Origin of the sequence: Cellulomonas fengjieae (genome assembly GCF_018388465.1) — a bacterium.
Lineage (GTDB): Bacteria > Actinomycetota > Actinomycetes > Actinomycetales > Cellulomonadaceae > Cellulomonas > Cellulomonas fengjieae.
In genome coordinates, this window is sequence record NZ_CP074404.1 from 66,153 (window position 1) to 92,534 (window position 26,382).

25 protein-coding genes and 2 riboswitches are annotated in these 26,382 nt (G+C 73.9%); of the genes, 13 read left to right on the forward strand and 12 right to left on the reverse strand.

Features of this window, described 5'->3' with window-relative positions:
• Nucleotide 1: 1 nt before the first annotated feature.
• From moeB to KG102_RS00355, 6 genes are read left to right on the forward strand one after another with little or no spacing between them, the layout of a single operon-like run.
• Nucleotides 2–1,108 (forward strand): molybdopterin-synthase adenylyltransferase MoeB, encoded by a 1,107-nt coding sequence (gene moeB, locus KG102_RS00330; protein ID WP_208210572.1) that lies wholly within the window; start codon nt 2–4, stop codon nt 1,106–1,108.
• Nucleotides 1,098–2,300: a molybdopterin molybdotransferase MoeA gene (locus KG102_RS00335; protein ID WP_208289760.1), complete on the forward strand. Its 1,203-nt coding sequence runs from the start codon at nt 1,098–1,100 to the stop codon at nt 2,298–2,300. The genes moeB and KG102_RS00335 overlap by 11 nt, the downstream gene beginning before the upstream one ends.
• The gene (gene moaC / locus KG102_RS00340) at nt 2,297–2,773 is read left to right on the forward strand and encodes a cyclic pyranopterin monophosphate synthase MoaC (RefSeq protein WP_208210568.1); all 477 of its coding nucleotides are present in this window, start codon (nt 2,297–2,299) and stop codon (nt 2,771–2,773) included. The genes KG102_RS00335 and moaC overlap by 4 nt, the downstream gene beginning before the upstream one ends.
• Nucleotides 2,770–3,363, forward strand: a complete 594-nt coding sequence (gene mobA, locus KG102_RS00345) for a molybdenum cofactor guanylyltransferase (protein ID WP_249667400.1) — start codon at nt 2,770–2,772, stop codon at nt 3,361–3,363. Before moaC ends, mobA begins: the two co-directional genes overlap by 4 nt.
• Entirely contained in the window at nt 3,360–3,620 is a 261-nt protein-coding gene (locus tag KG102_RS00350) for a DUF6457 domain-containing protein (RefSeq protein WP_208210566.1), read from the forward strand. The genes mobA and KG102_RS00350 overlap by 4 nt, the downstream gene beginning before the upstream one ends.
• On the forward strand, nt 3,617–3,853 hold the full coding sequence (locus tag KG102_RS00355) for a MoaD/ThiS family protein (protein WP_208289837.1): 237 nt from the start codon (nt 3,617–3,619) through the stop codon (nt 3,851–3,853). The genes KG102_RS00350 and KG102_RS00355 overlap by 4 nt, the downstream gene beginning before the upstream one ends.
• A gap of 52 nt (nt 3,854–3,905) precedes the next feature.
• Here KG102_RS00355 and moaA read toward each other — a convergent pair whose 3' ends face one another.
• From moaA to KG102_RS00370, 3 genes are read right to left on the reverse strand one after another with little or no spacing between them, the layout of a single operon-like run.
• Nucleotides 3,906–4,991, reverse strand: coding sequence for a GTP 3',8-cyclase MoaA (gene moaA / locus KG102_RS00360; protein ID WP_208289759.1), 1,086 nt, complete (start codon nt 4,989–4,991; stop codon nt 3,906–3,908).
• On the reverse strand, nt 4,988–5,401 hold the full coding sequence (locus KG102_RS00365) for a molybdenum cofactor biosynthesis protein MoaE (RefSeq protein WP_208289758.1): 414 nt from the start codon (nt 5,399–5,401) through the stop codon (nt 4,988–4,990). Before KG102_RS00365 ends, moaA begins: the two co-directional genes overlap by 4 nt.
• Nucleotides 5,398–5,892: a MogA/MoaB family molybdenum cofactor biosynthesis protein gene (locus KG102_RS00370; RefSeq protein ID WP_208210559.1), complete on the reverse strand. Its 495-nt coding sequence runs from the start codon at nt 5,890–5,892 to the stop codon at nt 5,398–5,400. Before KG102_RS00370 ends, KG102_RS00365 begins: the two co-directional genes overlap by 4 nt.
• Before the next feature lie 95 nt (nt 5,893–5,987).
• A riboswitch (glycine riboswitch) is annotated at nt 5,988–6,082 on the forward strand.
• A 232-nt stretch (nt 6,083–6,314) separates the two neighbouring features.
• Here KG102_RS00370 and gcvP point away from each other — a divergent pair.
• The 5 genes from gcvP (at nt 6,315) to KG102_RS00395 (ending at nt 11,819) form a co-directional block, all read left to right on the forward strand.
• Entirely contained in the window at nt 6,315–9,242 is a 2,928-nt protein-coding gene (gene gcvP / locus KG102_RS00375) for an aminomethyl-transferring glycine dehydrogenase (RefSeq protein ID WP_243884719.1), read from the forward strand.
• Entirely contained in the window at nt 9,239–10,396 is a 1,158-nt protein-coding gene (gcvT, locus tag KG102_RS00380) for a glycine cleavage system aminomethyltransferase GcvT (protein ID WP_208289757.1), read from the forward strand. Before gcvP ends, gcvT begins: the two co-directional genes overlap by 4 nt.
• A gap of 28 nt (nt 10,397–10,424) precedes the next feature.
• A complete protein-coding gene (gene gcvH / locus KG102_RS00385; protein ID WP_208289756.1) occupies nt 10,425–10,796 on the forward strand; it encodes a glycine cleavage system protein GcvH in 372 nt (123 codons plus the stop codon).
• A gap of 283 nt (nt 10,797–11,079) precedes the next feature.
• Nucleotides 11,080–11,313, forward strand: a complete 234-nt coding sequence (locus KG102_RS00390; RefSeq protein WP_208210554.1) for a LuxR C-terminal-related transcriptional regulator — start codon at nt 11,080–11,082, stop codon at nt 11,311–11,313.
• Between the two features lie 80 nt (nt 11,314–11,393).
• On the forward strand, nt 11,394–11,819 hold the full coding sequence (locus tag KG102_RS00395) for a (deoxy)nucleoside triphosphate pyrophosphohydrolase (RefSeq protein WP_208210553.1): 426 nt from the start codon (nt 11,394–11,396) through the stop codon (nt 11,817–11,819).
• 12 nt (nt 11,820–11,831) lie between these two features.
• Here KG102_RS00395 and KG102_RS00400 read toward each other — a convergent pair whose 3' ends face one another.
• From KG102_RS00400 to KG102_RS00430, 7 genes are all read right to left on the reverse strand, one after another.
• Nucleotides 11,832–11,975, reverse strand: coding sequence for a hypothetical protein (locus KG102_RS00400; RefSeq protein WP_208210552.1), 144 nt, complete (start codon nt 11,973–11,975; stop codon nt 11,832–11,834).
• A 109-nt stretch (nt 11,976–12,084) separates the two neighbouring features.
• Nucleotides 12,085–13,251: a MalY/PatB family protein gene (locus KG102_RS00405; protein ID WP_208289755.1), complete on the reverse strand. Its 1,167-nt coding sequence runs from the start codon at nt 13,249–13,251 to the stop codon at nt 12,085–12,087.
• Between the two features lie 66 nt (nt 13,252–13,317).
• Nucleotides 13,318–15,660, reverse strand: a complete 2,343-nt coding sequence (gene metE / locus KG102_RS00410; RefSeq protein WP_208289754.1) for a 5-methyltetrahydropteroyltriglutamate--homocysteine S-methyltransferase — start codon at nt 15,658–15,660, stop codon at nt 13,318–13,320.
• Nucleotides 15,661–15,665: 5 nt separating this feature from the next.
• Entirely contained in the window at nt 15,666–16,694 is a 1,029-nt protein-coding gene (locus KG102_RS00415; RefSeq protein ID WP_249667401.1) for a methylenetetrahydrofolate reductase, read from the reverse strand.
• A gap of 64 nt (nt 16,695–16,758) precedes the next feature.
• Nucleotides 16,759–16,854, reverse strand: a riboswitch (SAM riboswitch).
• Between the two features lie 124 nt (nt 16,855–16,978).
• Nucleotides 16,979–17,191, reverse strand: coding sequence for a hypothetical protein (locus KG102_RS00420; RefSeq protein WP_208210548.1), 213 nt, complete (start codon nt 17,189–17,191; stop codon nt 16,979–16,981).
• Between the two features lie 64 nt (nt 17,192–17,255).
• On the reverse strand, nt 17,256–17,855 hold the full coding sequence (locus KG102_RS00425; protein WP_208289753.1) for a DNA-3-methyladenine glycosylase I: 600 nt from the start codon (nt 17,853–17,855) through the stop codon (nt 17,256–17,258).
• 68 nt (nt 17,856–17,923) lie between these two features.
• The gene (locus KG102_RS00430; protein ID WP_249667402.1) at nt 17,924–19,168 is read right to left on the reverse strand and encodes a TetR family transcriptional regulator; all 1,245 of its coding nucleotides are present in this window, start codon (nt 19,166–19,168) and stop codon (nt 17,924–17,926) included.
• Between the two features lie 80 nt (nt 19,169–19,248).
• Here KG102_RS00430 and KG102_RS00435 point away from each other — a divergent pair, with 80 nt between their 5' ends.
• Nucleotides 19,249–20,145, forward strand: coding sequence for an ATP-binding cassette domain-containing protein (locus KG102_RS00435; RefSeq protein WP_208289751.1), 897 nt, complete (start codon nt 19,249–19,251; stop codon nt 20,143–20,145).
• Nucleotides 20,145–20,927 (forward strand): ABC transporter permease, encoded by a 783-nt coding sequence (locus KG102_RS00440; protein ID WP_208289750.1) that lies wholly within the window; start codon nt 20,145–20,147, stop codon nt 20,925–20,927. Before KG102_RS00435 ends, KG102_RS00440 begins: the two co-directional genes overlap by 1 nt.
• A 3-nt stretch (nt 20,928–20,930) precedes the next feature.
• Here KG102_RS00440 and hrpA read toward each other — a convergent pair whose 3' ends face one another.
• Nucleotides 20,931–25,106 (reverse strand): ATP-dependent RNA helicase HrpA, encoded by a 4,176-nt coding sequence (hrpA, locus tag KG102_RS00445; RefSeq protein WP_208289749.1) that lies wholly within the window; start codon nt 25,104–25,106, stop codon nt 20,931–20,933.
• Nucleotides 25,107–25,231: 125 nt separating this feature from the next.
• Nucleotides 25,232–26,311, reverse strand: coding sequence for a phosphotransferase (locus KG102_RS00450; RefSeq protein ID WP_208289748.1), 1,080 nt, complete (start codon nt 26,309–26,311; stop codon nt 25,232–25,234).
• Nucleotides 26,312–26,382 lie beyond the last annotated feature (71 nt).

Below are 26,382 nucleotides of genomic sequence, written 5' to 3' on the forward strand. Positions count from 1 at the left end.
CGTGCCGCTGCCCGCGCTGGTCCCGCCCGGACCGTCGCTGACCCCCGAGCAGGTCGAGCGGGGGTCACGGCACCTGCTGCTCGCGGAGCTGGGCGTCGACGGGCAGCGCCGCCTGCGCAACGCGCGGGTGCTCGTCGTCGGCGCCGGTGGGCTGGGTGCGCCCGTCCTGCAGTACCTGGCCGCCGCGGGCGTCGGGACCCTCGGCATCGTCGACGACGACGTGGTCGAGCTGAGCAACCTGCAGCGCCAGGTCGTGCACCGGTCGGCGGACGTCGGACGAGCCAAGGTGGACAGCGCCCGCGAGGCCGTCGAGGCGCTCGACCCGGACATCCGGGTGGTCACGCACCGCACCCGGCTCACCGGGGCGAACGTCGACGACGTGCTGCGGGGCTACGACGTCGTCGTCGACGGGACCGACAACTTCCCCACCCGCTACCTCGTCAACGACGCGTGCGTGCGCCTCGGGCTGCCCGAGGTCTGGGGGTCGGTGCTGCGGTTCGACGCGCAGACGACGGTCTTCTGGGGCCGCGCCGGCGTGCAGCTGCGCGACCTGTTCCCCACTCCGCCCGCGCCCGACCAGGTACCGTCCTGCGCCGAGGCCGGGGTGCTCGGCGCCCTGTGCGGGCAGATCGGCTCGATCATGGCCACCGAGGTGGTCAAGCTCGTCACCGGTACGGGTGAGCCGCTGCTCGGCCGGGTGCTCGTCGTCGACGCCCTGCGCGGCCGGTGGACCGAGGTCCCGCTCGTCGGCCGCCCGACTCCCGCCCCGAGCCTGGAGGCTCAGCCCATGCCCGACGTCCCTGTCCTCACCGCCACCGAGCTGGTGCGGCGGCTCGCCGACCGGGAGGCCGGCACCGACGACTTCCTGCTCGTCGACGTGCGGGAACCCGCCGAGCACGAGCAGGCGGCCATCCCCGGCGCCGTGCTCGTCCCGCTGGGCACCGTGCTCGACGGCTCTGCGCTCACCGACCTGCCGCGCGACGCGCAGATCGTCGTGCACTGCCAGGTGGGTGGCCGCTCGCTGACCGCCGCCAGGATCCTGCGCGACGCGGGCTTCGACGCCGCCAACGTCGACGGCGGGATCGTGGCCTGGATGGATGCACGCTGACGTGCGCTCCCTGACCGAGCACCGCGCGGCGGCCCTCGCGCTGGCCGCACCCCTGCCCGCGGTCGACGTGCTACTCGACGACGCGGACGGCCTGGTGCTCGCCCACGACCTGGTGACCGACGAGCCGCTGCCGCGCTGGGACAACTCGGCGATGGACGGGTACGCCGTGCGGCAGGCCGACGTCACCGAGCTTCCCGCGACGCTGCGGGTGGTCGCGGACCTGCCGGCGGGCTCGGCCGACGAACCCCTGGTCACCCCGGGCACCGCGGCGCGGATCATGACCGGCGCGCCGGTGCCGACCGGTGCGGACACGATCGTCCCCGTCGAGGCCACCGATGCCGGGACCGGGACCGTGGTGGTCCGCGAGGCGCCGCCAGCCGGGACCCACCTGCGGCGTGCGGGTGAGGACGCCGTCCCCGGTGACGTGGTCGTCGCCGCCGGGACGCTGCTCGGACCGGCCGCGATCGCCGCGGTCGCCTCGCTCGGTCGGCCTGTGGTCCGGGCACACCGCCGCCCGCGGGTCGCCGTGGTGTCCACGGGCGACGAGCTGGTCGCGCCCGGCACACCGCTGCGGCGCGGCCAGATCCCCGACTCCAACTCCTGGCTGCTCGCAGCCGCCGTGCGCGAGGCGGGCGGCATCCCGGTGCGGTTCGGACCCGTCCCGGACGACGTGGCGGTGCTGCGCGAGCTGCTGGCCGGCCTCGACGTGGACGCGATCGTCACCTCGGGCGGGGTCAGCGTGGGCGCCTACGACGTGGTCAAGGCGGCGCTGGCCGACGAGCCGGACGTCGAGTTCGTGTCGGTGGCGGTCCAGCCCGGCAAGCCCCAGGGCCTCGGCCGGCTGCCCGGAGGCACCCCGATCTGGACCCTGCCGGGCAACCCGGTGAGCTCGTTCGCGTCGTTCGAGATGTTCGTGCGCCCGGCGATCCTGCGCATGCGGGGGCTCCGCGACGTCGAGCGCCCGACGCGCCAGGCCGTCACCGACGAGGGCTGGACCACCCCGCCCGGCCGCGCCCAGCTCATGCCGGTGCGGTGGGTGGGGCCGGACCGCGTGGTCCGCGCGACCGCGCGCGGCTCGGGCTCGCACCTGGTCGCCCGCCTGGCCCTGGCCGAGGGGCTCGCCGTGATCCCCGCCGAGATCGACCGGGTCGCCGCCGGCGACCGCGTCACCGTCCTGAAGGTGAGCCCATGACCGAGCAGTTCACGCACCTCGACGCCGCCGGGCACGCCCGGATGGTGGACGTCACCGCCAAGCAGCCGACCGTCCGGTCGGCGACGGCGAGCGGGCGGGTGGTCTGCGACCCCACGGTGGTCGCGGCGCTGCGCGACGGCACGGTGCCCAAGGGGGACGTGCTCGCGGTCGCGCGCATCGCGGGGATCGCCGCCGCCAAGCGCACCCCCGAGCTGCTGCCGCTCGCGCACGTCATCGGCGTGCACGGCGTCGTGGTGGACCTCGACCTCACCGACGAGGGCGTGTCGCTGACGGCCACCGTCCGCACCGCCGATCGCACGGGGGTCGAGATGGAGGCGCTCACCGCCGTGTCGGTGGCGGCGCTCGCGGTCGTCGACATGGTCAAGGGGCTCGACAGGTCCGTGCGCATCGCCGACGTCCGGCTCGAGGCCAAGTCGGGCGGGCGGTCCGGCGACTGGCGGCGCGACGCGTGACCGGCGCCGCGCCACGGTTCGACGCGATCGTGCTGGCCGGTGGGCGCGCTCGCCGGCTCGGGGGCGTCAGCAAGCCGGACGTCCGGGTGGGCGGCGTCGCCCTGCTCGACCACGCGCTCGCGGCCGTGGCCGGAGCGACGGCCGCGGTCGTCGTCGGACCGCCGACGCTGGCCCGGCCGGGGGTCGCCACGGTGCTGGAGGACCCGCCGGACGGGGGCCCGGTCGCCGGCATCGCGGCGGGGCTCGACGCGCTCCCGGCCGACGGTCCCGACCTCGTCGTCGTGCTCGCGTGCGACGTGCCGCGGGCCGCGCACGTGCTGCCCGCACTGCTGGCCGCCGTGGGGGACGCCGACGGGGCCCGCACGGTCGCCGACGGTCGCGCGCAGCACCTGGTCGCGGTCTACCGGCGCGCCGCCCTGCGCGCGGCCCTCGACGCGCTGCCCGCGGTGCACGGTGCCGCGGCGCACCGGCTCGTCGGCGGCCTGCGGCTGGTCGACGTGGTCGACGACCGGGGGGCGAGCGCCGATGCCGACACCTGGGCGGACGTGGAGCGCCTCGACGCGGCGCTCGGTGACAGGATCGACCCATGACCGACGACCCCCGCCGCGCCCCCGGCGCCGACCTGCCGGAGTGGATCGACCAGCTCACCGCCGCGCTCGGAGTCGACCGGGAGCTCGTGGACATCGACCGGCTCCTGCAGGTCTCGTCCGACGTGGCGCACCAGGTCGCCCGCCCGGCCGTCCCGGTGACCATGTTCGTCGCGGGCCTCGCGGCGGCCGCCTCCAACCCGTCCGACGTGCTCGCCTGGATCGAGTCGCGTGCCACCGCGTGGACCGCCGAGCAGTGATCACCGTCCGCTACTTCGCCGCCGCCGCGGAGGCTGCCGGGGTGGACTCGGAGCAGCTGCCGGGGGGCACGGTGGCGCAGGTCAGGGCCGCGATGGTGGCCGCGCACGGCCCCGGGTTGGACCGCGTGCTCGACCGGTGCGCGCTCCTGGCGGACGGCACGCGCGTGGAGGGCGACGACGACATCGCGGCGGGCGCGACCCTGGACGTGCTGCCCCCGTTCGCAGGCGGCTGACGCCCGCTCGCCACAACCTGAAGACCTGGTCCTGCCCAGCAGGACGACGTCTTCAGCCGCCGATCGCGCTCATCGGGCGGTCCGGCTGGAGGAACGCCGGGTCGTCGATGTCGTGCCCGGCCTTCTTGCCCGCCAGGCACCGCCGGTAGGCGCCGGCCAGCGCCAGGTCGACGTCGGCGACCGGCACGGGCCGCTCCGGGGCGGTCGCGCCGATGCGCAGCGCCTGACCGGGTCCTACGCCGACCTCGGCGGGTGGCTGCCCGGAGCCCCGCAGCAGGTCACGCACGTTGGTCTCCGTCTGGGAGAAGAGGCACGAGCGCAGCTGACCGTCGGCGGTGAGGCGCAGCCGGTCGCACGCACCACAGAAGGGCGCGGTGACCGACGCGATGACCCCGACGGTCGCGGGGCCACCGTCGACGGTCCAGAGCTCCGCGGGTGCGGCGCCCCGCCCGGGCACCTCCTCGAGCCGGAACACCGCGCGCAAGCGCGCCAGGATCTCCGCCTGCGTCACCATCTCGGCGCGGTCCCACGTGTGCCCGGCGTCCAGCGGCATCTGCTCGATGAACCGCATCTGGTAGCCCCGCTCGACGGCGAACCGGGTGAGCGCCACCACCTCGTCGTCGTTCACCCCGCGCATGGCCACCGCGTTGATCTTCACGGGGTGCAGCCCCGCGGCGTCGGCAGCGGCGATCCCGGCGAGCGTCTCCACCAGCTTGTCGCGGCGGGTCAGCTGGAGGAACTTGGCGCGCTCCAGGGTGTCCAGGCTGATGTTCACGCGGGACAGCCCCGCATCGACCAGGTCGGAGGCGAGTCCGGGGAGGCGCAGCGCGTTGGTGGTCAGCGACACCTCGGGGCTGCCCGCCGGCCCGCTCAGCGCCGTCAGCCGACGGACGACGTCGACGATGTCCACACGCAGCAGCGGCTCGCCGCCGGTCAGCCGGATCTCGGTGATGCCGAGGTCCACACCCACCCGCGCGACGTGCACGATCTCCTCGGTGCTGAGCATCGTGGAGCGCGCCAGCCACGGGACGCCGTCGGCGGGCATGCAGTAGGTGCAGCGCAGCGAGCAGCGGTCGGTCAGGGAGATCCGCAGGTCGCGGTGCACGCGCCCGAACCGGTCGACGAGCTGCTCCGTCATGTCATCCCCACCCACACGTGCGACCCGTCGTCCAGGATCTCTCGCTTCCACACCGGCAGCTCGGCCTTCACGGTCTCGACGAGGGCCCGGCAGACGTCGAAGGCCTCGGCCCGGTGCGCGGTCGCGACCGCCGCGACGATCGCCGCCTCCCCGACGGCCAGGTGCCCGGTCCGGTGGCTCACGGCGAGGCCGAGCACGCTGTCGGTCAGCGCCTCCTGCGCGATCCGCGCGAGCACGGCACCGGCGTCGGGGTGCGCGGTGTAGTCCAGGCCCACCACCCGGCCCTCGACGGACGGGTCGTGGTCGCGCACCAGGCCCACGAACGTGGCCACCGCCCCCGCCCGCGGGTCGCTCACGTGTTCCACGTGGAACTGCAGGTCGAGCGGCTGGTCCACGACGCGGGCGATCACCGGTGGTCGCCTCCGGCCACCTGGTCCAGCACGTGCCCCACGAGGGGCAGCAGGACATCGAGACCGTCGGCCACGCCGCCCGGGGAGCCGGGCAGGTTCACGACGAGCGCGCCGGCCTCGGTCACGCCCGCCAGGCCGCGGGAGAGCACGGCCGTGGGGACGGTCGTCGCGCCCTCCCGGCGGAGCAGCTCGGCGATGCCCGGCAGCTCGCGGTCCAGCACGGGGCGGGTGCCCTCGGGAGTCCGGTCGCGGGGGCCGACGCCGGTGCCCCCCGAGGTGACGACGAACCGGGCCCCGCCAGCCAGGGCCGAGCGCAGCGCCGCCTCCACGGACGACGCACCGTCGGGCACGACCGCGACGTCACCCACCGCGAAGCCCGCCGCGACCAGCCTGTCGGCCGCGACCGGCCCCGAACGGTCCGCGCGCTCCCCGGCGGCGGACCGGTCGGACACGACGACCACCGCAGCCGGAGGTGGCGTGGGCGTCTGCACCTGGCCAATCTACGCAGACCACGGCGCGTTGTGACCCACGCAACTGTCCCCTGGACATCGCCCGGTACGCTGAGCCCACAACTTCACATGCTGCTCGAACCGCGGCGGGAGAGCTCCCGCAGAACGTGCGGGGCGCCGAAGGAGCAATCCTCCCCGGAAATCTCTCAGGCCCCTGTACCGCCACGGCGAGGCGACTCTGGAAAGCGGACCGACTCCCCAGGACGAGGTCCTACCGACGGTGCAAGCCGGCGCGCCCCGACAGGCGGACCGGCAAAACTCTCAGGTCGCGCGGATCCGCGCGGGTGACAGAGCGGGGAGCCCACCCACCGCCCCGGCATGTCCGGGCGACCCCTGCGGAGCAGCCCGTGACCGATCTGAGCCAGTTGCACGACGCCGTCGTCAACGGTGTCCCTGCCCTCCACCTGGACCCCTCGACGGACGCCGTCGCCCTCACCCGCGTCGAGCACACGCCCGCGGCCGAGAGCTTCGCCGACCGGCACATCGGACCGCGTGGCCGCGAGACCGCCCAGATGCTGTCGGTCGTCGGCTACCGGTCCCTCGACGCGCTGGTCGACGCGGCCGTCCCGGCGAGCATCCGCACGGACCGCCCGCTGGACCTGCCCGCCGCGCGCTCCGAGGAGGAGGTCCTCGCCGCGCTGCGCACGATCGCGGGCCGCAACCGCGTGATGACGCAGATGATCGGCCAGGGCTACTCCGACACCGTCACGCCGGCCGTCATCCGCCGCAACGTCCTCGAGTCGCCCGCCTGGTACACCGCCTACACCCCGTACCAGCCGGAGATCTCGCAGGGCCGACTGGAGGCGCTGCTCAACTTCCAGACGATGGTCACCGACCTCACCGGTCTCGACCTTGCCAACGCCTCGCTGCTCGACGAGGCCACCGCGGTGGCCGAGGCCGTCGCGCTCATGTGGCGCGCGGCCCGCGGCAAGGCCGGCACCGTGGTGCTCGACGCCGACCTGTTCGGACAGTCGCTCGCCGTCACGCTCGGCCGCGCCGAGGCGATCGGCCTGCCGGTGGTCGTCGCGGACCTGACCGACGGGCTGCCGGAGATCGAGGGTGACCTCATCGGCGTCGTCCTGCAGCAGGTCGGTGCGTCGGGCCGCGTGCGGGACCTGCGACCGGTCATCGACGCCGCGAAGGCGCGCGGCGGCCTGGTCACCGTCGCGGCGGACCTGCTGGCCCTCACGCTGCTGACCTCCCCCGGCGAGCTCGGCGCCGACGTCTCCGTCGGCTCCGCCCAGCGCTTCGGGGTCCCGCTGTTCGGCGGCGGACCGCACGCCGCGTTCATGGCGGTGCGCAAGGGCCTCGAGCGGATGCTGCCCGGCCGCCTCGTGGGCGTCTCGATCGACGCCGACGGCGCCCGCGCCTACCGGCTCGCCCTGCAGACCCGCGAGCAGCACATCCGCCGCGAGAAGGCGACGAGCAACATCTGCACCGCCCAGGCGCTGCTCGCGATCGTCGCGTCGATGTACGCGGTCTACCACGGGCCGGACGGCCTCAAGGCGATCGCGGAGCGGGTGCGCGGGTTCGCCGGGGCGGTCGCGGAGCTGCTGGGCGAGAACGGCGTGCAGGTCGAGCACGACCTGTTCTTCGACACGGTCCGCACCGTCGTGCCCGGGCTCGCGCACGACGTGGTCGCGGCAGGCGCCCGGCACGGGGTCAACCTGTGGGCCCCCGACGCCGACCACGTCCAGATCTCCTGCGACGAGACCACGGACCCGGACGACGTGGCGGCCGTGCTGCTCGCGTTCGTCGAGGCCCGCGCGACGACGGTGGACGTCGACCAGGACGGAGCCTCGATCGGCTTCTTCCACACCGGCACGGGTGCCGAACCGCTGCCCGCCTGGGCCGCTCGCACCACCGCCTACCTGCAGCACCCCGTCTTCCACCTGCACCGCTCCGAGACCGCGATGCTGCGCTACCTGCGCCGCCTCTCGGACAAGGACCTGGCGCTGGACCGCACGATGATCCCGCTGGGCTCGTGCACCATGAAGCTCAACGCCACCGCGGAGATGGAGCCCATCTCCTGGCCCGAGTTCGCGACCATCCACCCGTACGCCCCCGCCGACCAGACGCAGGGCTACGCGGAGCTGGTCACGCAGCTGCAGGACTGGCTCGCCGAGATCACGGGCTACGCGGCGGTCTCCGTGCAGCCGAACGCGGGGAGCCAGGGCGAGCTCGCCGGGCTGCTGGCCATCCACGGGTACCACGCGTCCCGCGGCGACACGCAGCGGGACGTCTGCCTGATCCCCGCCTCCGCGCACGGCACCAACGCGGCGTCCGCGGCGCTCGCGGGCATGCGGGTCGTGGTGGTCGCGACGGCGGGCGACGGGTCGATCGACCTGGACGACCTGCGCGCCAAGCTGGAGACGCACGGCGAGCAGGTGGCCGCGATCATGATCACCTACCCCTCGACGCACGGCGTCTACGAGGAGGGCGTGCGCACGGTCTGCGACCTCGTGCACGAGGCCGGCGGCCAGGTGTACATCGACGGCGCCAACCTCAACGCGCTCGTCGGGCTGGCGCGTCCCGCCGAGCTCGGCGGCGACGTCAGCCACCTGAACCTGCACAAGACGTTCTGCATCCCGCACGGCGGTGGCGGACCCGGTGTGGGCCCGGTCGCGGTCGCGGCGCACCTGGCACCCTTCCTGCCGGGCGACCCCACGCCGACGGCGACGCGTGAGGGCACGCCCCCGGTCAGCGCCGCGCCCTGGGGCTCCGCGGGCATCCTGCCGATCTCCTGGGCGTACGTCGCGCTCATGGGTCCCGACGGGTTGAAGGCCGCGACCGAGACGGCCGTCCTCGCGGCGAACTACCTGGCCACGCGCCTGTCAGGGCACTTCCCGGTGCTCTACACCGGTCCGAACGGCCTGGTCGCGCACGAGTGCATCCTCGACCTGCGGGACATCACCAAGGAGACCGGGGTGACCGCGGAGGACGTCGCCAAGCGCCTGATGGACTACGGCTTCCACGCTCCGACGCTGTCCTTCCCGGTGGCCGGCACGCTCATGGTGGAGCCCACCGAGAGCGAGGACCTGGCCGAGCTGGACCGGTTCGTCGACGCGCTGGTGGCCATCCGCGGCGAGATCGACGCGGTGCAGGCCGGCCGCTGGCCGCTCGCCGACTCCCCGCTGCGGAACGCACCGCACACCGCGGCGGCGCTCAGCGCGGACGTGTGGGACCACGCCTACCCGCGCGAGCTCGCCGCCTTCCCGGTGGCCGCGCTGCGCGAGGGCAAGTACTGGCCGCCGGTCCGCCGGATCGACGGCGCGCACGGCGACCGCCACCTCGTGTGCTCCTGCCCGCCCATCGAGGCCTACGCCGAATGAAAGAGGACGTCGTGACCGACACGCTCTCCCCGTTGCACGACGAGCACGTCGCCCTCGGGGCCGCCCTGACCAGCTTCGCCGGCTGGCAGATGCCGCTGCGGTACACCTCGGACATCGCCGAGCACACCGCGGTCCGCACTGCTGCGGGGCTGTTCGACCTGTCGCACATGGGGGAGATCGGGATCACCGGTCCGGACGCCGGCCGGTTCCTCGACCACGCGCTGGTCGGCAACCTCTCCGCGCTGCGCACGCTCGGTGCCCGCTACACGATGATCTGCGCCGAGGACGGCGGCGTCGTCGACGACCTGATCGTCTACCGCGACACCGACGACACGTTCCTCGTCGTGGCGAACGCGTCCAACCACGACACCGTCCTGGCCGAGCTCGCGGCGCGCGCGGCCGGCTTCGACGTCGCCGTCGAGGACCGCTCCCCGCAGACCGCCCTCATCGCCGTCCAGGGCCCGCGCGCCCTGGAGATCCTGCGCGCGACGCCGGGCCTGGAAGAGGCCGGCGTCGACGCCGGGTCGCTGAAGTACTACGCGGCCATGCCGATGACCTTCGACGGACAGCCCGTGCTGGTCGCCCGCACCGGCTACACCGGCGAGGACGGCTTCGAGTTCTTCCTCGACGCGCCCCTCGCCCCGGCGCTGTGGCGGGCGTTCCTCGCCGCAGGCGAACCGTTCGGGTTGGTCCCCGCGGGACTGTCCGCGCGCGACAGCCTCCGCCTCGAGGCCGGCATGCCCCTGTACGGCAACGAGCTGGACCGCACCACCACCCCGCACGACGCGGGCCTGGGTCGGGTGGTGAAGCTGGACAAGGTCGACGCCGACGGCAGTCCGCTGCCGTTCGTCGGCCGCGCCGCCCTCGAGGCCCGCGGGCAGTCGCAGCCCGCCCGGGTGCTCGTGGGCCTGGAAGGCCTGGGCCGACGCGCCGCCCGGCACGGCTACCCGGTGCGGTACTCCACCGCCGCCGACGCCCCGACGGTCGGTACGGTCACCTCGGGGGCACCCTCACCGACCCTCGGCCACCCCGTGGCGATGGCCTACGTGACCCCCGAGGTCAGTGCGCCGGACACGGAGCTGGCCGTTGACGTGCGCGGACGCCTGGAACCCGTCCGCGTGGTTGCTCTTCCCTTCTACCGCCGACCGCGGTAGACCAAGCCTGTCGACAGGAGCCAGACACATGACGGAGCTGCCCGCTCACCTGCACTACACGGTCGAGCACGAGTGGTTGGACGACGGTGCCCCGGCGACCATCGGGATCACGGCGGTCGCCGCAGAGGCGCTCGGCGACATCGTCTACCTCGAGCTGCCCGCCGTCGGCGAGGAGATCACCGCCGGCGCGGTCGTCGGCGAGATCGAGTCCACCAAGTCGGTCTCGGAGCTGTACTCGCCCGTGTCCGGCACCGTTGCCGAGGTCAACCAGACCGCCGTGGACGACCCGTCGGTGGTCAACTCCGACCCGTACGGGCAGGGCTGGCTCCTGAAGGTGGACGTGTCGTCGACCGGTCCCGTGCTCACCGCCGAGGAGTACGGCGCGCAGAACGCCGGGTGACCCGGACGGCCCAACGGCCTCGGCCGGGGTGTGAGAGCCGTCACGCACGCCAGTACGCCATCTGAGTGAAAAATCTCCGAACACCACTCGTACGGCGTATTCGAGGGCCAGGGCGGCACTCATTGTGGATGGCACGCGAGATCGGCGGACGGCGGGGGGCGACCCCGCATGACGAGATTGTGGGAAGTGGCGTCATGGCTCACGACCTGCCCTCTCTCATCCGGTACGCAGCCCATCGCGTGGCCCGGACCCACCGGAGCCATGCAGCACACCGGAGGACATCATGAGCATGCTGGAGACGAGCAGGACCGTCGGACTCACGAACGAAGCGCTGACGCGGCGTGAGCGGGTCGTGCTGGCGGAGCTCGCCGAGGACGTCACGCTCGAGGAGATCGCGACGCGCCTCTTCGTCACCCGGAACACCGTCAAGTCCCAGGTGCGCAGCGTGTACCGCAAGATCGGCGCCTCGACGCGCGCCGAGGCCGTGGCGTGGGCCGTGGAGCACGGCATCCGCTGACCCGAGGCATGACGGCTCAAGACACCGGGCCGTCCTCAGGTCGCCACGCTCGCGTCACGCGGGCCTGGCAGACTCACCGCATGAGCGCACCCGTGCTGGTCGTGGCCGCCGCGATCGTCGATGACCTGGACGATCCCCGCGAGCTCCTGGCCGCACGTCGTGCAGTTCCAGCGCGGCTCGCCGGCCGGTGGGAGTTTCCCGGCGGCAAGGTCGACGGAGACGAGACCGCCGAGGATGCGCTGCACCGGGAGATCCGTGAAGAGCTGGGCGTCCGGGTGGGCCTCGGTGAGGAGCTCGTCGGCCCCGATGACGGCATGTGGCGCCTGTCGGACGAGTACGTGATGCGCATCTGGCTGGCCGAGGTGGTCGAGGGCACGCCGGAGCCGCTCGTCGAGCACGACGAGCTGCGGTGGCTCCCTGCGAACCAGTGGCACGACGTCCCCTGGCTCGACGCGGACGTCCGTATCGTCGACGAGCTCGCGAGCCGGTTGGTCCGCCTCACCTGACGGACGGGTCCGTCACCAGCGGTGGTTGGCGTTCTTCATGCACAGCTGCCCGGTCCCGCGGCAGTAGCTGCACTCCCCCGACCACCGCTTGCGCCCCGCGCCGTCGCACCGCTCGCACACCTGCACCGCCGAGCTGCACTCATCGCACTTCACCACGTCGAACTCCCCAAGACATCGTTGTACTGGCGTGGGCCTCCGTGGGCTCCTGTGGGACAGATCGGCACGAAGGCGGGGTGGACATGAGGTCCGCCGACCCGCGTCTTGGTCACGAAACGGTTGCGACGGCCCCCAGGCCCGCGCGCAGCCGCGCCACGGCGTCCGTGAGCGTCGCGGTGGAGGCGGCGAGGTTGAGGCGGACGTGGCCGACGCCCCCGGCGCCGAAGGTGGGCCCGGGGTTGAGCGCGACGCGGCCCCGGTCCAGCGCGAGCGCGGCGGGATCGGCGCCCGCGCGGACCGCCTCGACCGCGCGCAGGTCCAGCCAGGCGAAGTACGTCGCTTCCGGCGGGGACCACCCGGCCGCCGGCACCTGCGCGCCGAGCAGGCGTGCCGCCAGCGCCTGGTTCTGCCTGAGCCCGTCGAGCACGTCGTCCAGCCAGGCACCGCACTCGCGGTACGCGGTCTGCTGCGCGATGACAGCGAGGTGGCTCACCCCGTGGGCCACCACCTCGGGCAGCCGGGCCAGGTCCGCCGCCGCGTCGGGTCCGGGCACCGCCACGGCCACCCGCAGACCCGCCAGGTTGAAGGCCTTGGACCCGGAGTGCAGGGCGATCGCGTCGGGGATCTGCGTCGTGGTGGGGACGAACCGGGCGTCCCGGCCGAGGACGATCGGGGCGTGGATCTCGTCGGCGAGGACCCGGACGCCGTACCGGGCCGCCAGCGCACCGACGGCCCGCAGCTCCTCGGCCGTGTGCAGCGTCCCCGTGGGGTTGTGCGGATGGCAGAGCAGGTACGCGGCCCGCCCGCCGGTGCCGGTCGCCTGCGCGAACGCGGCCTCGAGCACCTCCAGGTCCAGGCGGTCGTCCGGTCCCAGGGGCGCGTTCACGACGCGTCGGTCGGCGTACGCCACGAACGCGGCGAACGGCGGGTAGACCGGCGGGTTGATCACGACCGCGTCGCCCGGGTCGGTGACGAGCCGGAGGAGCTCGACGACACCCAGCATGACGTCGGGGACCAGCCGCGTGCTCGCCACGTCGACCGCCCAGTCCCAGCGGTCGGCGGCGAACGCGGCCACCGCCTCGGCGAAGCCGGAGCCCGACGGGTAACCGGTGTCACCGCGACGCACGGCGTCCGTCACCGCGCGGACCACCGGCTCGGCCTGCGGGACGTCCATCTCCGCGACGAACAGCGGCAGCACGTCCGCCGGGTAGTGCCGCCACTTCTCGCTCGTGCGGGTGCGGAGCTGGTCGAGGGGAACGGTGTCGAAGATCGTCACCCGACCGACCCTAGGACGCACGACGGCCCCGGACACCCTGATTGGGTCCGGGGCCGACGTCGCCCGTCAGAGGGTGGCGCGGACCGCCCGGGTCGCCTGGAGGATGTGCTCGAGCGACGGGACGACCTCCTCGTAGCGTCGGGTCTTCAGGCCGCAGTCCGGGTTGACCCAGAGCTGGTCGACCGCGATGGCCTTGACCGCCTCGGTGAGCAGCTCCTCGACCTCGGACTCGCTCGGGACGCGCGGCGAGTGGATGTCGTAGACGCCCGGGCCGATGCCGCGGGGGTAGCCCGCCGCCGAGATGTCGCCGAGGATCTCCATCTTCGAGCGGGCCGCCTCGATGGACGTCACGTCGGCGTCCAGGCCGTCGATCGCGCCGATGATCTCCCCGAACTCCGAGTAGCACAGGTGCGTGTGGATCTGGGTGTCGGGGCGGACGCCCGCCGTGGCCAGCCGGAACGACCGGACGGACCAGTCGAGGTAGGCGGCGTGGTCCTCCACCCGCAGCGGGAGGAGCTCGCGCAGGGCGGGCTCGTCCACCTGGATCACCGCGATGCCGGCGGCCTCGAGGTCGGCGATCTCGTCGCGCAGGGCGAGGCCCACCTGGTTGGCGGTCTCGCCGAGGGGCTGGTCGTCGCGGACGAACGACCACGCGAGGATGGTCACCGGACCCGTGAGCATGCCCTTGACGGGCTTGTCGGTGAGCGACTGCGTGTACGACGACCACTCGACCGTGATCGGCTTCGGCCGCGAGACGTCGCCCCACAGGATCGACGGGCGCGTGCAGCGCGAGCCGTAGGACTGCACCCAGCCGTTCTGCGTGACGGCGAACCCGTCCAGGTTCTCCGCGAAGTACTGCACCATGTCGTTGCGCTCCGGCTCGCCGTGCACCAGCACGTCGAAGCCGATCTTCTCCTGCAGCTCGACGACGCGGCGGATCTCCGCCCGCATCTCGTCGGCGTACTGCTCGGGGGTCAGCTCACCCTTGCCGAACGCCGCACGGGCGGTGCGGATCTCGGTCGTCTGCGGGAACGACCCGATCGACGTGGTCGGCAGCGGCGGCAGGTTCAGCCGGTCCGCCTGGGCGACCTTGCGCTCGTCGAACGGACCGCGACCGAACGCGGACTCGTCCAGGGCGGCCACCCGGTCGCGGACGGCGGGGTTCACCACGCCGGGTGCCGACCGGCGGGAGCGCACCGCGTCGCCGGCGGCGAGGAGCTGCTCGTGGATGGCCTCGCGGCCCTCCGTCAGCCCCTCGGCCAGCGTGACGACCTCGACGACCTTCTCGTCCGCGAACGCGAGCCAGGTCCTGAGCGTGGCGTCGAGCGCGGGCTCGTCCTCCAGCGTGTGGGGCACGTGGAACAGCGACGTCGACGTGCCGACGGTGACCGAGGCGGCACCGAGGCCCTCGAGCTGCTCCAGGACCGCCAGCTTGGCGTCGAGGTCCGCGCGCCAGATGTTGTGGCCGTCGATCACGCCGGCGACCAGCGTCTTGGTGGACAGGCCGGGAACGGTCTCGGCCGGGACGTGCCCGCGGACCAGGTCGATGCCGATGGCCTCGACGTCGGTGGCGGCGAGCACCGGGAACGCGGCACCGAGGTCGCCGTAGGGCGCCGCGACGAGGATCGCCGGGCGCTCCGGACGGGCCAGCCCGGTGGCCAGGGCGCGGTACGCCTCGATGACCGAGGCGAGCAGCTGCTCGGCCGGGACGGCGACCGAGTCGGAGACGAGAGCGGGCTCCTCGAGCTGGACCCAGGTGGCACCCGCGGCCGCGAGGTCCTTGAGCAGGTCGGCGTACACCGGTAGCAGGTCGGCGAGGCGGTCGATCGGGGCGAAGCCGTCGGGGGCGTCCTCGGTGGGCTTGGCCAGGGCCAGGTACGTGACCGGTCCGACGATCACGGGGCGCGTGAGGATGCCGTCCGCGAGGGCCTCCTTGAACTCGCGCACGGGGCGGTCGCTCGCGTAGCGGAACGTCGTCCCGGGGCCGATCTCCGGCACCAGGTAGTGGTAGTTGGTGTCGAACCACTTGGTCATCTCGAGCGGCAGGTCGTCGCCGCGCCCGCGCGCCACGGTCGAGTAGCCCGCGAGGTCGAGGGCACCGTCGGCGCCGACGACGTCGGCGAAGCGCGCCGGGACGGCACCCACCACGGCGGTGGCGTCGAGCACCTGGTCGTAGAACGAGAACGCGCTCGGGATGGCCGGCACGTCGGTGGCGAGGCCGAGCTCGGCCAGGCGGTTGCGAGTCCGACGGCGCAGCTCAGCTGCCGTGGCCTCGACGTCCTCGGCCGACGTGCGGCCCGCCCAGAATGCCTCGAGGGCCTTCTTGAGCTCGCGGCGTGGGCCGATGCGGGGGTAGCCGAGAACGGAGCTGGCGGGGAAGGTAGCGCTCGGTGCGGTGGTGTCCGTCATGTGGTTCAGTCCCTCGGGGTTCGGGCGGGTGCCGTGTCCTGCGGCCGGCTGGCCAGGTCAGGAGCTGTCCGAGCTCCGCCGTCGAGGTGTGCACCCTCGAGCAGGTCAAGTGCGGCATGGTGCTGGTTGAACGTGTAGAGGTGGACGCCGGGGGCACCGCCGTCCAGGACGCCGTTGACCAGGTCGACGCTGGCCCGGATGCCCCGGCGGTGCCGTTCGAGCTCGTCGTCGGCGCTGCCCAGCAGGTCGATCAGGTCCCGCGGCACGGGGACACCGGTCAGCTCCTGCACGCGCAGCAACCGGGCCGGGTCGGTGGTCGGGATGATGCCAGGGATGATCGGGATGGTCACCCCCGCCTCGCGCGCCTCCGCGACGATGCCGAGGTAGTCGTCCGCGTCGAAGAACACCTGCGTGATGGCGAAGTCCGCGCCGGCCTCCTGCTTGGCGAGCAGCGACGCGACGTCCTGCGCCCGGGTGCCGCCGGTGGCGTGGTTGCCGCGCGGGAACGCCGCGACCGCGATCGACAGCGGGCGGACCCGCGCCCGCACCGCCTGCGACGGGCTGTCCGCGCAGCGCTGCGCCTCGATCTCACGCAGCAGGGCGACCAGCTCACCGGCCGTCTGCAGGCCTTCGGGGTGCGCGGACCAGCCGCTCTGGTCCGTCGGTGGGTCTCCGCGCAGGGCGAGGAAGGACCGCAGTCCCTCGTCGAGGAACTCCCCGACGATCGTCGTGATCTCCTCGCGCGAGGTCCCCACGCAGGTCAGGTGCGCGATCGGGTTGAGCGACGTCTCCTGCAGAAGCCGGCGGACCAGCGCGCGGGTGGTCACCCGGGTCTTGCCCGAGGCGCCGTAGGTGACCGAGACGAAGTCGGGGTGCACCGACTCCAGCTCCTTGATCGTCGCCCAGAGCCGAGGGGCCGCGTCGGGGTTGCGCGGGGGGAAGAGCTCGAAGGAGACCGTCGGCCGGTCGGTCGCGGACGGCGCCGAGAGCGCTCGTGCGGCACGCACGCGGGGCTCCACGGCGGAGGCGCTCACGGCGCGACCGACGTCGTCGGCACCGACGCGGTGCACGAAGCCAAGACCTGCAGGGACATAGCTCACTCCATCGCCCCTGGCGGAAGCACCCACACCCTCATCACGAGGGGGGTTGCTGCGGCGTCGTCGAGCCAGGTCTCTCGGCCGCTCTGGATGGTAGGCGCGATGCTAGACCGCCGACCACATGCTGGGCAACCATGCTCGCTGCCTGAGACGCCGCCGTCCGCTGTGCGTCGGCGACCGGTCCTGCCGTGCGGCGGAGGCTGCCGCGACGACCCGCCCGCTCAGCGTCGGCGGCGCGCGGCGAGCGTGTTGGACCGGAGGCGGGTGCGCTGCGAGGGCACGTCGAACCACGACGTGGGGGAGCCGGCGGGGACGGACAGGAGCCCGTCCTGCACCGCCGCCAGGATCTCGGCGTCGGGCGCGATGTCGTCCGCCATGGCCGCGGCCGCCGCGCGCGCTGGGTCGTGCCCAGGGTCGAGGGGCATGTCGGTCATGCGGGCACTGTAGTCCGCGCGGTCCGTGGTGCCGAGCCCGTCGCCCCAGCATCACCCGGCGGGACTAGCGGGTAGGAGCCGCGGGGGCGGACCGCCCGGCGATGGGGCACGAGGCCAGGTGGTCGTCGACGACACCGCAGGCCTGCATCGCCGCATACGCCGTCACCGGGCCGACGAACCGGAAGCCGAACGCCTTGAGCTCGCTCGCGAGGGCGCGGCTCTCGGGCGTCTGCGCCGGGACGTCGGCCCACGTGGCGGGCCGGACGTGACCCGTGCGGTCCGGTGCGTGCGACCAGACCACCTCGTCGAGCGTGCGTCCCGACGCGTGCAGGTCCCGCAGGGCCCGGGCGTTCGCGATCGTCGCGTCGATCTTGGCCCGGTTCCGCACGATGCCGGCGTCGGCCAGGAGCCGGGCGACGTCGTCGTCGTCGAACGCGGCGACCACCTCGGGGTCGAAGTCGGCGAACGCCGCCCGGAACGCGGGTCTCTTGCGCAGGATCGTGATCCAGGCGAGGCCGGACTGGAAGGCCTCGAGCGCGAGCCGCTCGAAGAGGGCGTGCTCGCCGTGGACCGGCCGTCCCCACTCCTCGTCGTGGTACTGCTCGTACAGCGGGTTGCCGTCACCGAAGCAGCGGCCGGTGACGGGGGCATCGGGCGTGGTCATGCGCCGAGTCTGCCGAGCGCCGCCGTCACCGCGGTAGCCGGAGGTGCACGGCGAGGGCTGTGGGCGGCTCAGGACGCCAGTGCGATGAGTCGCTCGATGCCGTCGAGGATCAGCACGGTGCCGAAGTCGAGCTCGCCCTCGTCCTCGTCCTCGTCCCCCTGCGCAGCGTCCTCGGGGAACGAGAACGCCCCCTGCGCCGCAGCCCGCAGGAGCGCCGGGTGCTCGTCCGGTGAGGCCAGCGTGGTGATCAGCTCGCCCAGGTCCGGCGCAGGGGCACCGTCGGCGGGGCTGCCCATGGCCGTGGCGCGCCCGCTGCCGCTCAGCTCCTCGCCGATCCTCAGCTGGTCGAGCGTGTGCGACGCGAGCAGGCCGATCGCGCCCACCTTCTGCTCCTCCGTCAGCGGCGTGCCGTCGAGGGCGGAGAGCATCGCCTCCATCCACGCGAGCCGGCCCGGGCCGACCGCGTGCAGCACCTGGGACGTTCGCGCGAGCCACGGGTGCGCGGCCAGGATCGGCTGCTGCACCGCCAGGAGGAGCTCCAGCCGCTCCCGCCAGCCACCGACCTCGGGGCCGACCGCCGGGGGGCGGCCGCTCGCGCGGTCGGACATCAGGCTGACCACCTCGTCCTTGGAGGAGACGTAGCGGTAGAGCGACATCGTCGTGAAGCCCAGCGACTCGGCCAGCCGCGCCATGGAGACGGCCTCGATCCCCTCGGCGTCCGCGAGGGCGATGGCGGCGTCGGCGATCCGGTCCAGCGTGAGACCCGGCCGCGGTCCGGGGCGGCCGGGGCTGGGGGTGCGCCACAGGACCGCGATGCCGGGCGGCAGGTCGGCCGGGACGCTGTCGGAGCCGGCCACGCGCACCGCCTGGCGGCGGGCCTTCTCCGCCTCGCGGGCCGCCTGCTGCTGGGCCAGGGCTGCGGCGCGCTGGGCCTTCTCCGCCTCCCGGAGCTGGCGGGCGGCCTCGCGGACCGCCTGCTGGGCGGCGCGTTCCTGCTCGTTGCGCTGCCGTTCGACCCCCTTGGCGGCGTCCTGCTCGGCCTTGCGGCGGTCGCGCTCGCGGCGGTCGAGGTCCTTGGCGGCCTGCTGCTCGGCCTTCAGCCGGTCCCGCTCCCGGCGGGCGACCTCCTTGGCGGCCTGCTGGTCGGCCTTCGCCAGCTCCCGGCGGAGGCGCTCCGCCTCCTTGGCCTCGGCGCGCTCCGCCTCCTTGGCCTCGGCGCGCTCCGCCTTGTCGCGGTCGCGTCGCAGGAGCTCGGCCTCCCGCCGGGCCTCCTCGGCCTCGTGCCGCGCCAGCTCGGCCTCGTCGTGGTCCACGGCACCTCCCTTGACCCGCGATCCTACAAGTGTGTATGAAGTACACATACAGTTTATGGCATACACAGAAGGGATACGCGATGAGTGCCGTCGTCATCACCCGAGGGCTGCGGAAGTCCTACGGCGACCTGACCGTGCTGGACGGCGTCGACCTCGACGTCGGCACAGGTGAGGTGCTCGCGCTGCTCGGTCCCAACGGCGCCGGCAAGACCACCCTCGTGCGGATCCTGTCCACCCTCCTGCGCCCCGACGCGGGGACCGCGAGCGTCGCCGGCAGGGACGTCCTGCGCGAGCCCGCGCAGGTCCGGGCGGCCATCAGCCTCACCGGGCAGTTCGCCGCGGTCGACGACCTGCTCACGGGCGTGGAGAACCTGCACCTGATGGCCAAGCTGGCCCACCTGGGCCGCGCCGAGGTGCGCACCCGCAGCGCCGAGCTGCTGGAGCTGTTCGACCTCACGGACGCGGGCAGGCGCGTGGTCAAGACGTACTCGGGCGGCATGCGCCGGCGGCTCGACCTCGCCGTGGGCCTGCTCGCCCGGCCGCAGGTGGTGTTCCTCGACGAGCCGACGACGGGCCTGGACCCGCGCAGCCGCAACGACCTGTGGGACGTCATCCGCTCCGTCGTCGCCGCCGGCACCACCGTGCTGCTCACCACGCAGTACCTGGAGGAGGCAGACCAGCTGGCCGACCGGGTCGCGGTCATCGACCACGGGCGGGTCATCGCCAACGGCACCGCCCCGGAGCTCAAGCGGGCCGTCGGCTCGGCGCACGTCGAGCTGCGGCTCCGCGACGGTCGCGAGGAGCGGGTCGTCACCGACGGGTCGGTGGCGGACGTCCGACGGATCCTCGGGGACATCGAGCGCCGCGGCGTCGACGTCGAGCACTGGGAGGTCCGCTCACCGACTCTCGACGACGTCTTCCTCACCCTCACCGGCCGGCCCACCGAGGCCGACCTCGTCACCACCCGGGAGTCCTGATGAGCACCCTCGCCCCGCACGCGCCGGCCCTCGGCTGGTCCGTGCACGACACGTCCGCACTGATCGGCCGGTGCGTGCGGCGGTCCCTGCGTCAGCTGGACACCGTCCTGATGGCGGTGATCCTGCCGGTGGTCCTGCTGCTGCTGTTCGTCTACGTGTTCGGCGGAGCCATCCAGACCGGTGGCGCCTACGTGAACTGGGTGGTGCCGGGGATCGTCCTGCTCACCGCGGGCTACGGCTCGGCCACCACGGCCGTCGACGTCGCCGGCGACATGACCGGCGGCATCATCGACCGCTTCCGGTCCCTGCCCATCCGTCCCACCGGCGTGCTCACCGGGCACGTGGTCGCCAGCATGGCGCGCAACGCGATCTCGACCGCGCTGGTGATCGGCATCGCCTTCGTGATCGGGTTCGACGCCGCCGCGTCGCCCCTGGCGTGGCTCGGGGCGATCGGGCTCATCGCGCTCTTCGTGCTGGCCCTGACCTGGGTGGCCGTCGCCATCGGGCTCGTCGCGTCCGGGCCCGAGGCCGCGAGCGGGTTCACGTTCGCGATCCTGTTCCTGCCGTACGTGTCCAGCGCGTTCGTCCCGCCCGAGTCGATGCCCGCGGTGCTCGAGGTGCTCGCCACCTACAACCCGATCACGCCCGTCACGGACACGCTCCGCAGCCTGCTCGCCGGCGCGGGCGCCGGGGACTCGTGGCTCGCGGCGGTCGTGTGGTGCACGGGGATCTTCCTGGTGGCCCGGCTGGGGGCGGCCTGGCTCTTCCGGCGCACCCGCTGAGCGTCAGTACGCGCTGAGGGCCTTCTTGATGCGGGTGGTCGACACGGGCACCGGGGTGCCCAGCTGCTGGGCGAACAGGCTGACCCGCAGCTCCTCGAGCATCCACCGGAGGTCGGTCAGCGCGGCGTCGCCCGCGCGACGGGCGGCGACCTCGTCGTAGAGCGCCTCGACGTCGTGCACCTGCCACGCCAGGTCGGCGTCGCGCTGGGGGTTGTCCGCGGCCTTGACCAGCCGGTGGCGGGCGGCCCGCAGGTACCGGGTCAGCTGCGGGAGGCGGGCTGCCCCGACCTCGCTGACGAAACCGTCGTGCACGAGACGGGCGGCCTGCGCGCGGACGTCCTGCGCCGTGGCGAGCAGCGCGAGGCTGGACCGGGCCCGGATCTCGGCATCGAGCTCGCGCCAGGCGGTCAGCACGGCGACGAGGTCCGAGACCACGGTGAAGACCGTGTCCTCGAGCCGTCCCTGCACGGTGCCGCGCAGGGACCGGTACGCCTCCGCGGTGCGGACGCTCTGGGGAGGCACGGTCACCAGGTGCTCGATGGCGGCCAGCTGCACATCCGTGACCAGGGCCTGCGTGTTCGGGTAGGGGCTCGCGGCCAGGGTCAGGGCCTGCGTCCCGGTCCACCGGGAGGTGATGCGGCCGGTCGCCAGGCCGACGTCGAGCAGGAGCAGGCGACGCAGGCCCAGCCGCGACGCCTCCGGGACGGCCGACTCGTCGGCGCGGGCACGCACGGCGACCGACCGCGTCTCGTCGACCAGCGACGGGAAGGCCCGGACGCGACCGACCTCGACGACCTCCGGGAGCTCGGGCAGGTCCGCGGGCCACGTGGTCAGGCCGGTGCGCTCGACGTCGATCGCGGGCGCAGGCGGCACGGCGGTCGGAGCCGGGGCTGCGGGCGCGGCCTTGCGCGCCTCCTCCATCGCCGCCCGGACCGCGGTGCGCACCGCGTCGTCGACCGCCTGCTGGGTGCGGTCGGCCAGCCGGCGCTGGAGCACGAGCAGGTCCTTGCCCTCGTCCACCACTCCCCCGCGGTCGCCGACCACGCGGAACGTCATCCGCAGGTGCGGGGGCAGGCGGTCGTCGTCGAAGGCGTCCTCCGGCACGTCGACGCCGCGCAGCTCGCGCACGGCCCGGCGGAACACCTCGCGGAACGACGGCGCGGCGTCGCCCGCGCGCACCGTGTCCTCCCAGCCGGCCGTGTGCTCGTCCATCCAGGCCATGACACCGCGCGCCACGTCGGGTGCGGGGACCAGCTGCACGCGGACCGGCTTGGGCAGCGAGCGGATCGTCGCCGTCACGAGCTCCTCGCGCAGGCCCGGCACCATCCACCCGAAGCCGTCGGGCGTGAGACGCGCGAGCGTCGACAGCGGGATGTGCACGGTCACGCCGTCCGCCTCTGTGCCCGGCTCGAACTGGTAGGTCAGCGGCAGGCGCAGGTCACCCTGCGGCCAGCGCGACGGGAACGCCGACTCGTCGATCGCGCCGGCCTCACCCACCAGGAGCTCGCGCGTGAACGTCAGCAGGTCGGGGTCGTCGCGCCGGGCCCGCTTCCACCACTGGTCGAAGTGCCGGCTGGAGACGACGTCGTCGGGGATCCGCTCGTCGTAGAACGCGAACAGCGTGTCGTCGTCGACCACCAGGTCGCGACGGCGCGCCCGCGCCTCCAGACCCTCCGCCTCGGCCAGCAGGCGCCGGTTCTCGTGGAAGAACTGGTGGTGCGTGGTCCACTCGCCCTGCACCAGCGCGTGCCGGATGAACAGCTCGCGGGCGTGCTCGGGGTCGACCCTGGCGTACAGGACCCGGCGCTGGTTGACGATCGGGACGCCGTACAGCAGGACCTTCTCGAACGCGGTCGCCGCACCCTGCTTGGTGGACCAGGCCGGCTCGGAGTACGTGCGCTTGACCAGGTGGGCGCCGACCTCCTCGGCCCACTCGGGCTGGATCCGGGCGACGTCGCGCCCCCACAGCCGGGAGGTCTCGACGAGCTCGGCGGCCATGATCCAGGCCGGCGGCTTGCGGGCCATGCCCGACCCGGGCCAGATCGCGAACCGCACGCCGCGGGCGCCCAGGTACTCGTTGCGGCCGCGCCGGTCGGGGCGGCCCTGCGCCCGGCCCTTGGACTGCGTCGAGACCTCGGTCGCCTCCTGCATCCCGATCTGCGAGAGCAGCCCCGACAGGATCGCCACGTGGATCCGGTCGCCGTCCCACTCCAGCTGCAGGCCGTCGTCCTCGGCCGCCGGACGCGGTGCGTTCATCACGATGCCCAGGGGCTTGGCCAGCTCGCGCAGCTGGGCGACCACGTCCTGCCACTCGCGGATCCGCAGGTAGTTGAGGTGCTCCGAACGGCACATCCGCCGGAACGCCGAGCCCGACAGGTCCCGCTGCTGGTCGCGCAGGTAGTGCCACAGGTTCAGGTACGTGAGCAGGTCGGAGGTCGGGTCGGTGAACCGCGAGTGCGACAGGTCGGCCTTCTCGCGCTCCTCGACCGGTCGCTCGCGCGGGTCCTGGATGGACAGGGCGGCGGCGATGATCATGACCTCGCGTGCCACGCCCCGGCGCCCGCCCTCGACGATCATGCGCGCCAGCCGCGGGTCCATCGGCAGCTGCGCCAGGGCGCGGCCGGTGTCGGTCAGCCGGCCCTCCCCGAGCGCGCCCAGCTCCGTCAGCAGCTGGACGCCGTCCCGGATGGCCCGGGTGTCGGGCGGGTCGACGAACGGGAAGTCGCCGATGTCCTCCGGGGTCGTCGCGACGCCCACCGAGATCATCTGCAGGATCACCGACGCCAGCGAGGTGCGCAGGATCTCCGGCTCCGTGTACAGCGGGCGGGACTCGAAGTCCTCCTGCGAGTACAGGCGGATGGCGATGCCGTCCGCGACGCGCCCGCACCGGCCCGAACGCTGGTTGGCCGAGGCCTGCGAGATCGGCTCGATGGGCAGCCGCTGCACCTTGGTGGCCTTGGAGTACCGGGAGATGCGGGCCGTGCCCGGGTCGATCACGTACCGGATGCCGGGGACGGTCAGCGACGTCTCGGCGACGTTGGTGGACAGCACCACGCGGCGGTTCTGGTGCCGCTCGAACACCCGGTGCTGCTCGGCGGCGGACAGCCGGCTGTACAGCGGGAGGAGCTCGACCGCGCCGGGGCTGCGCGGGTCGGTGGCCCGCACGCCCAGCGACGAGCGGAGGGCCTCCTCGGCGTCGCGGATCTCCCGCTCGCCGGACAGGAAGACCAGGATGTCGCCGGGCCCCTCCAGGCAGAGCTCGTCGACCGCCTCGCAGATGGCCGTCATCGGGTCGCGGTCGTCCGCCGCTCGTTTCTTGACCGGCGCGCCCTCCTCGACGTCCGGCGACAGCGGGCGGTAGCGGATCTCGACCGGGTACGTCCGCCCGGTGACCTCGACGACCGGCGCCGGCTCCCCGTCGGCCGAGGCGAAGTGCCGCGCGAACCGGTCGGAGTCGATCGTCGCCGACGTGATGACGACCTTGAGGTCCGGTCGCTGCGGGAGCAGCCGGGTGAGGTACCCGAGGATGAAGTCGATGTTGAGCGAGCGCTCGTGGGCCTCGTCGATGATCAGCGTGTCGTATGCCCACAGCATCGGGTCGCGCTGGATCTGGGCCAGCAGGATGCCGTCGGTCATGACCTTGACCAGCGTGGACTCGCTCGACTCGTCGGTGAACCGCACCTGGTAGCCGACGACCCCACCCAGGGGCACGTCCCCGACGAGCTCCTCGTTGATCCGCTCCGCGACGCTGCGCGCGGCGATCCGACGCGGCTGCGTGTGCCCGATCTGGCCGGCGCGGCCCCGCCCGAGCTCGAGCGCGATCTTGGGGATCTGCGTGGTCTTGCCGGAGCCGGTCTCGCCTGCGACGACGACGACCTGGTGGTCGCGCAGCGCGTCGCTGATCTCTGCCCGTCGCGCGCTGACGGGCAGCTGCTCCGGGTAGGTGATCGGCGGAAGGTCGACGGCCCGGCGCACCTCGGCGGCACGCGCACGGCGGGCGGCCGTGCGGGCGGGGTCGTCGCGACCCGGAGCACGGCGAGCCGGCGGTCGCTGGCCCGGCTGCGTCGGCTGCTCGGCGACGGCGGCGGCCGGCTTGCGGCGCCCGCGGACCCGGCGTCTCGGGGGTCGCCCCGACCCGGACCCGGGCGGGTCGACGGGGGAGGGGGACGGCAGGCTCACGACGGTCCAGTCTCCCAGGTGCGGGGCGTCGGCCGCTCGCTGATTCGTCGCGGGCGAACGCCGGGCGCTCTCGCGGCACGCGGACGACAGGCCGAGGGAGCGACCGGGTCGGCCGAGTGGGGGGCTCAGTCGCGAGCGAAGGCCCGGTACGCACCCACCGGCGCGGCGGACGCACCCCACTCGTCGTCGGCCCAGGTTGCGGCCGCGCCCAGCAGGCCAGCGACCGCCGGGAGGGTGGACCGCAGGCGGACCGCGCCCCAGCGCCAGCGGGTGGTGAGCAGCTGGCGATAGCTCGGCGACGGGACGCCCGCGGGCCCGACGCGGGGCCGGTCCTCGTCGGCGCCGAACAGCAGCCAGCCCGTCATCGCCAGGATCCACGCCGCCGATGCGAGGTCGACCGACCGGGTCCAGCCCGGCTCGCGCACCAGGTCGGGCAGGTGCGCGCCGAGTGCCGCGGTGAAGCGGTCCACCAGCTGGTCCGTGAACCCGGGCGGCGGGTCGAAGACACACCAGCAGGTGGAGAACGGCATCGCGGCATAGGCGGCGTCGTACGCCGCATGGTGCACGGTCGCACCCTCGAGGTCGAGGAAGCGCCAGCCGCCGGCGGTGCGGACCGCGTTGTCCGGGCAGGTGTCGGTGGGGGAGACGACGTCCGACGCGGGGTCGCGGCGGTCGAGCGTCGCGATCAGGTCGAGCTCGGCGTCGAGGGCCGGGTCAGCGGGGAGGCCGAGCACGTCGTCGAGGAGCATGCGGACGCCCACCCGGGCAGCGGCCGACGGCTCCTCGGGGGACAGGTCGCCGAGCGCCGCGTCGAAGACCGCCGTGCTGTCGCGCGACCGCCCGAGGGCGTCGCCGAGAGCCTCGACCCACTCGAGCGCCCCTGCCCAGGCGGCCGCCGGGTCCTCGCCGAGCAGCAGGTCGGCGAGGGTCGGGCCGGTGCCCAGGTCGGTCATCACGACGATCCCGTGCTCGCGGTCCACGGCGAGCAGGTCCGGGGTGTGGTCGAGCGCGGCCAGGCCCGCGACCTCACGGGCGAAGGACGAGGACGTCCCCTCCGGGTACTTCTTGACGACGACCGTCCCGCCCGGGACGGAGCAACGGAGCACCGTCGAGCGGTCCGAACCTGCGAGCGGCTCGGGGTCCGTCACGGGCGTACCGAGCGCGGCGGCGGCGAGCCGGACGATCTCCGTGGCGATGGCGGGCATCGGTGGGTCCTCCCCGTCGGTGTCGTCACACAGCATCCCCTGTCGGCGGGCCTTGCCGGGCACGGCACCGA

What these genes read in the sequence shown, in the direction of transcription:
- KG102_RS00435 (WP_208289751.1), top strand. Translation starts at nt 19,249, where the DNA reads ATGAGTGCCGTCGTCATCACCCGAGGGCTGCGGAAGTCCTACGGCGAC.
- KG102_RS00450 (WP_208289748.1), bottom strand. Translation starts at nt 26,311, where the DNA reads ATGCCCGCCATCGCCACGGAGATCGTCCGGCTCGCCGCCGCCGCGCTC.
- KG102_RS00425 (WP_208289753.1), bottom strand. Translation starts at nt 17,855, where the DNA reads ATGACCACGCCCGATGCCCCCGTCACCGGCCGCTGCTTCGGTGACGGC.
- metE (WP_208289754.1), bottom strand. Translation starts at nt 15,660, where the DNA reads ATGACGGACACCACCGCACCGAGCGCTACCTTCCCCGCCAGCTCCGTT.
- KG102_RS00335 (WP_208289760.1), top strand. Translation starts at nt 1,098, where the DNA reads ATGCACGCTGACGTGCGCTCCCTGACCGAGCACCGCGCGGCGGCCCTC.
- KG102_RS00440 (WP_208289750.1), top strand. Translation starts at nt 20,145, where the DNA reads ATGAGCACCCTCGCCCCGCACGCGCCGGCCCTCGGCTGGTCCGTGCAC.
- gcvT (WP_208289757.1), top strand. Translation starts at nt 9,239, where the DNA reads ATGAAAGAGGACGTCGTGACCGACACGCTCTCCCCGTTGCACGACGAG.
- KG102_RS00395 (WP_208210553.1), top strand. Translation starts at nt 11,394, where the DNA reads ATGAGCGCACCCGTGCTGGTCGTGGCCGCCGCGATCGTCGATGACCTG.
- KG102_RS00350 (WP_208210566.1), top strand. Translation starts at nt 3,360, where the DNA reads ATGACCGACGACCCCCGCCGCGCCCCCGGCGCCGACCTGCCGGAGTGG.
- moaC (WP_208210568.1), top strand. Translation starts at nt 2,297, where the DNA reads ATGACCGAGCAGTTCACGCACCTCGACGCCGCCGGGCACGCCCGGATG.
- moaA (WP_208289759.1), bottom strand. Translation starts at nt 4,991, where the DNA reads ATGACGGAGCAGCTCGTCGACCGGTTCGGGCGCGTGCACCGCGACCTG.
- KG102_RS00390 (WP_208210554.1), top strand. Translation starts at nt 11,080, where the DNA reads ATGAGCATGCTGGAGACGAGCAGGACCGTCGGACTCACGAACGAAGCG.
- KG102_RS00420 (WP_208210548.1), bottom strand. Translation starts at nt 17,191, where the DNA reads ATGACCGACATGCCCCTCGACCCTGGGCACGACCCAGCGCGCGCGGCG.
- gcvH (WP_208289756.1), top strand. Translation starts at nt 10,425, where the DNA reads ATGACGGAGCTGCCCGCTCACCTGCACTACACGGTCGAGCACGAGTGG.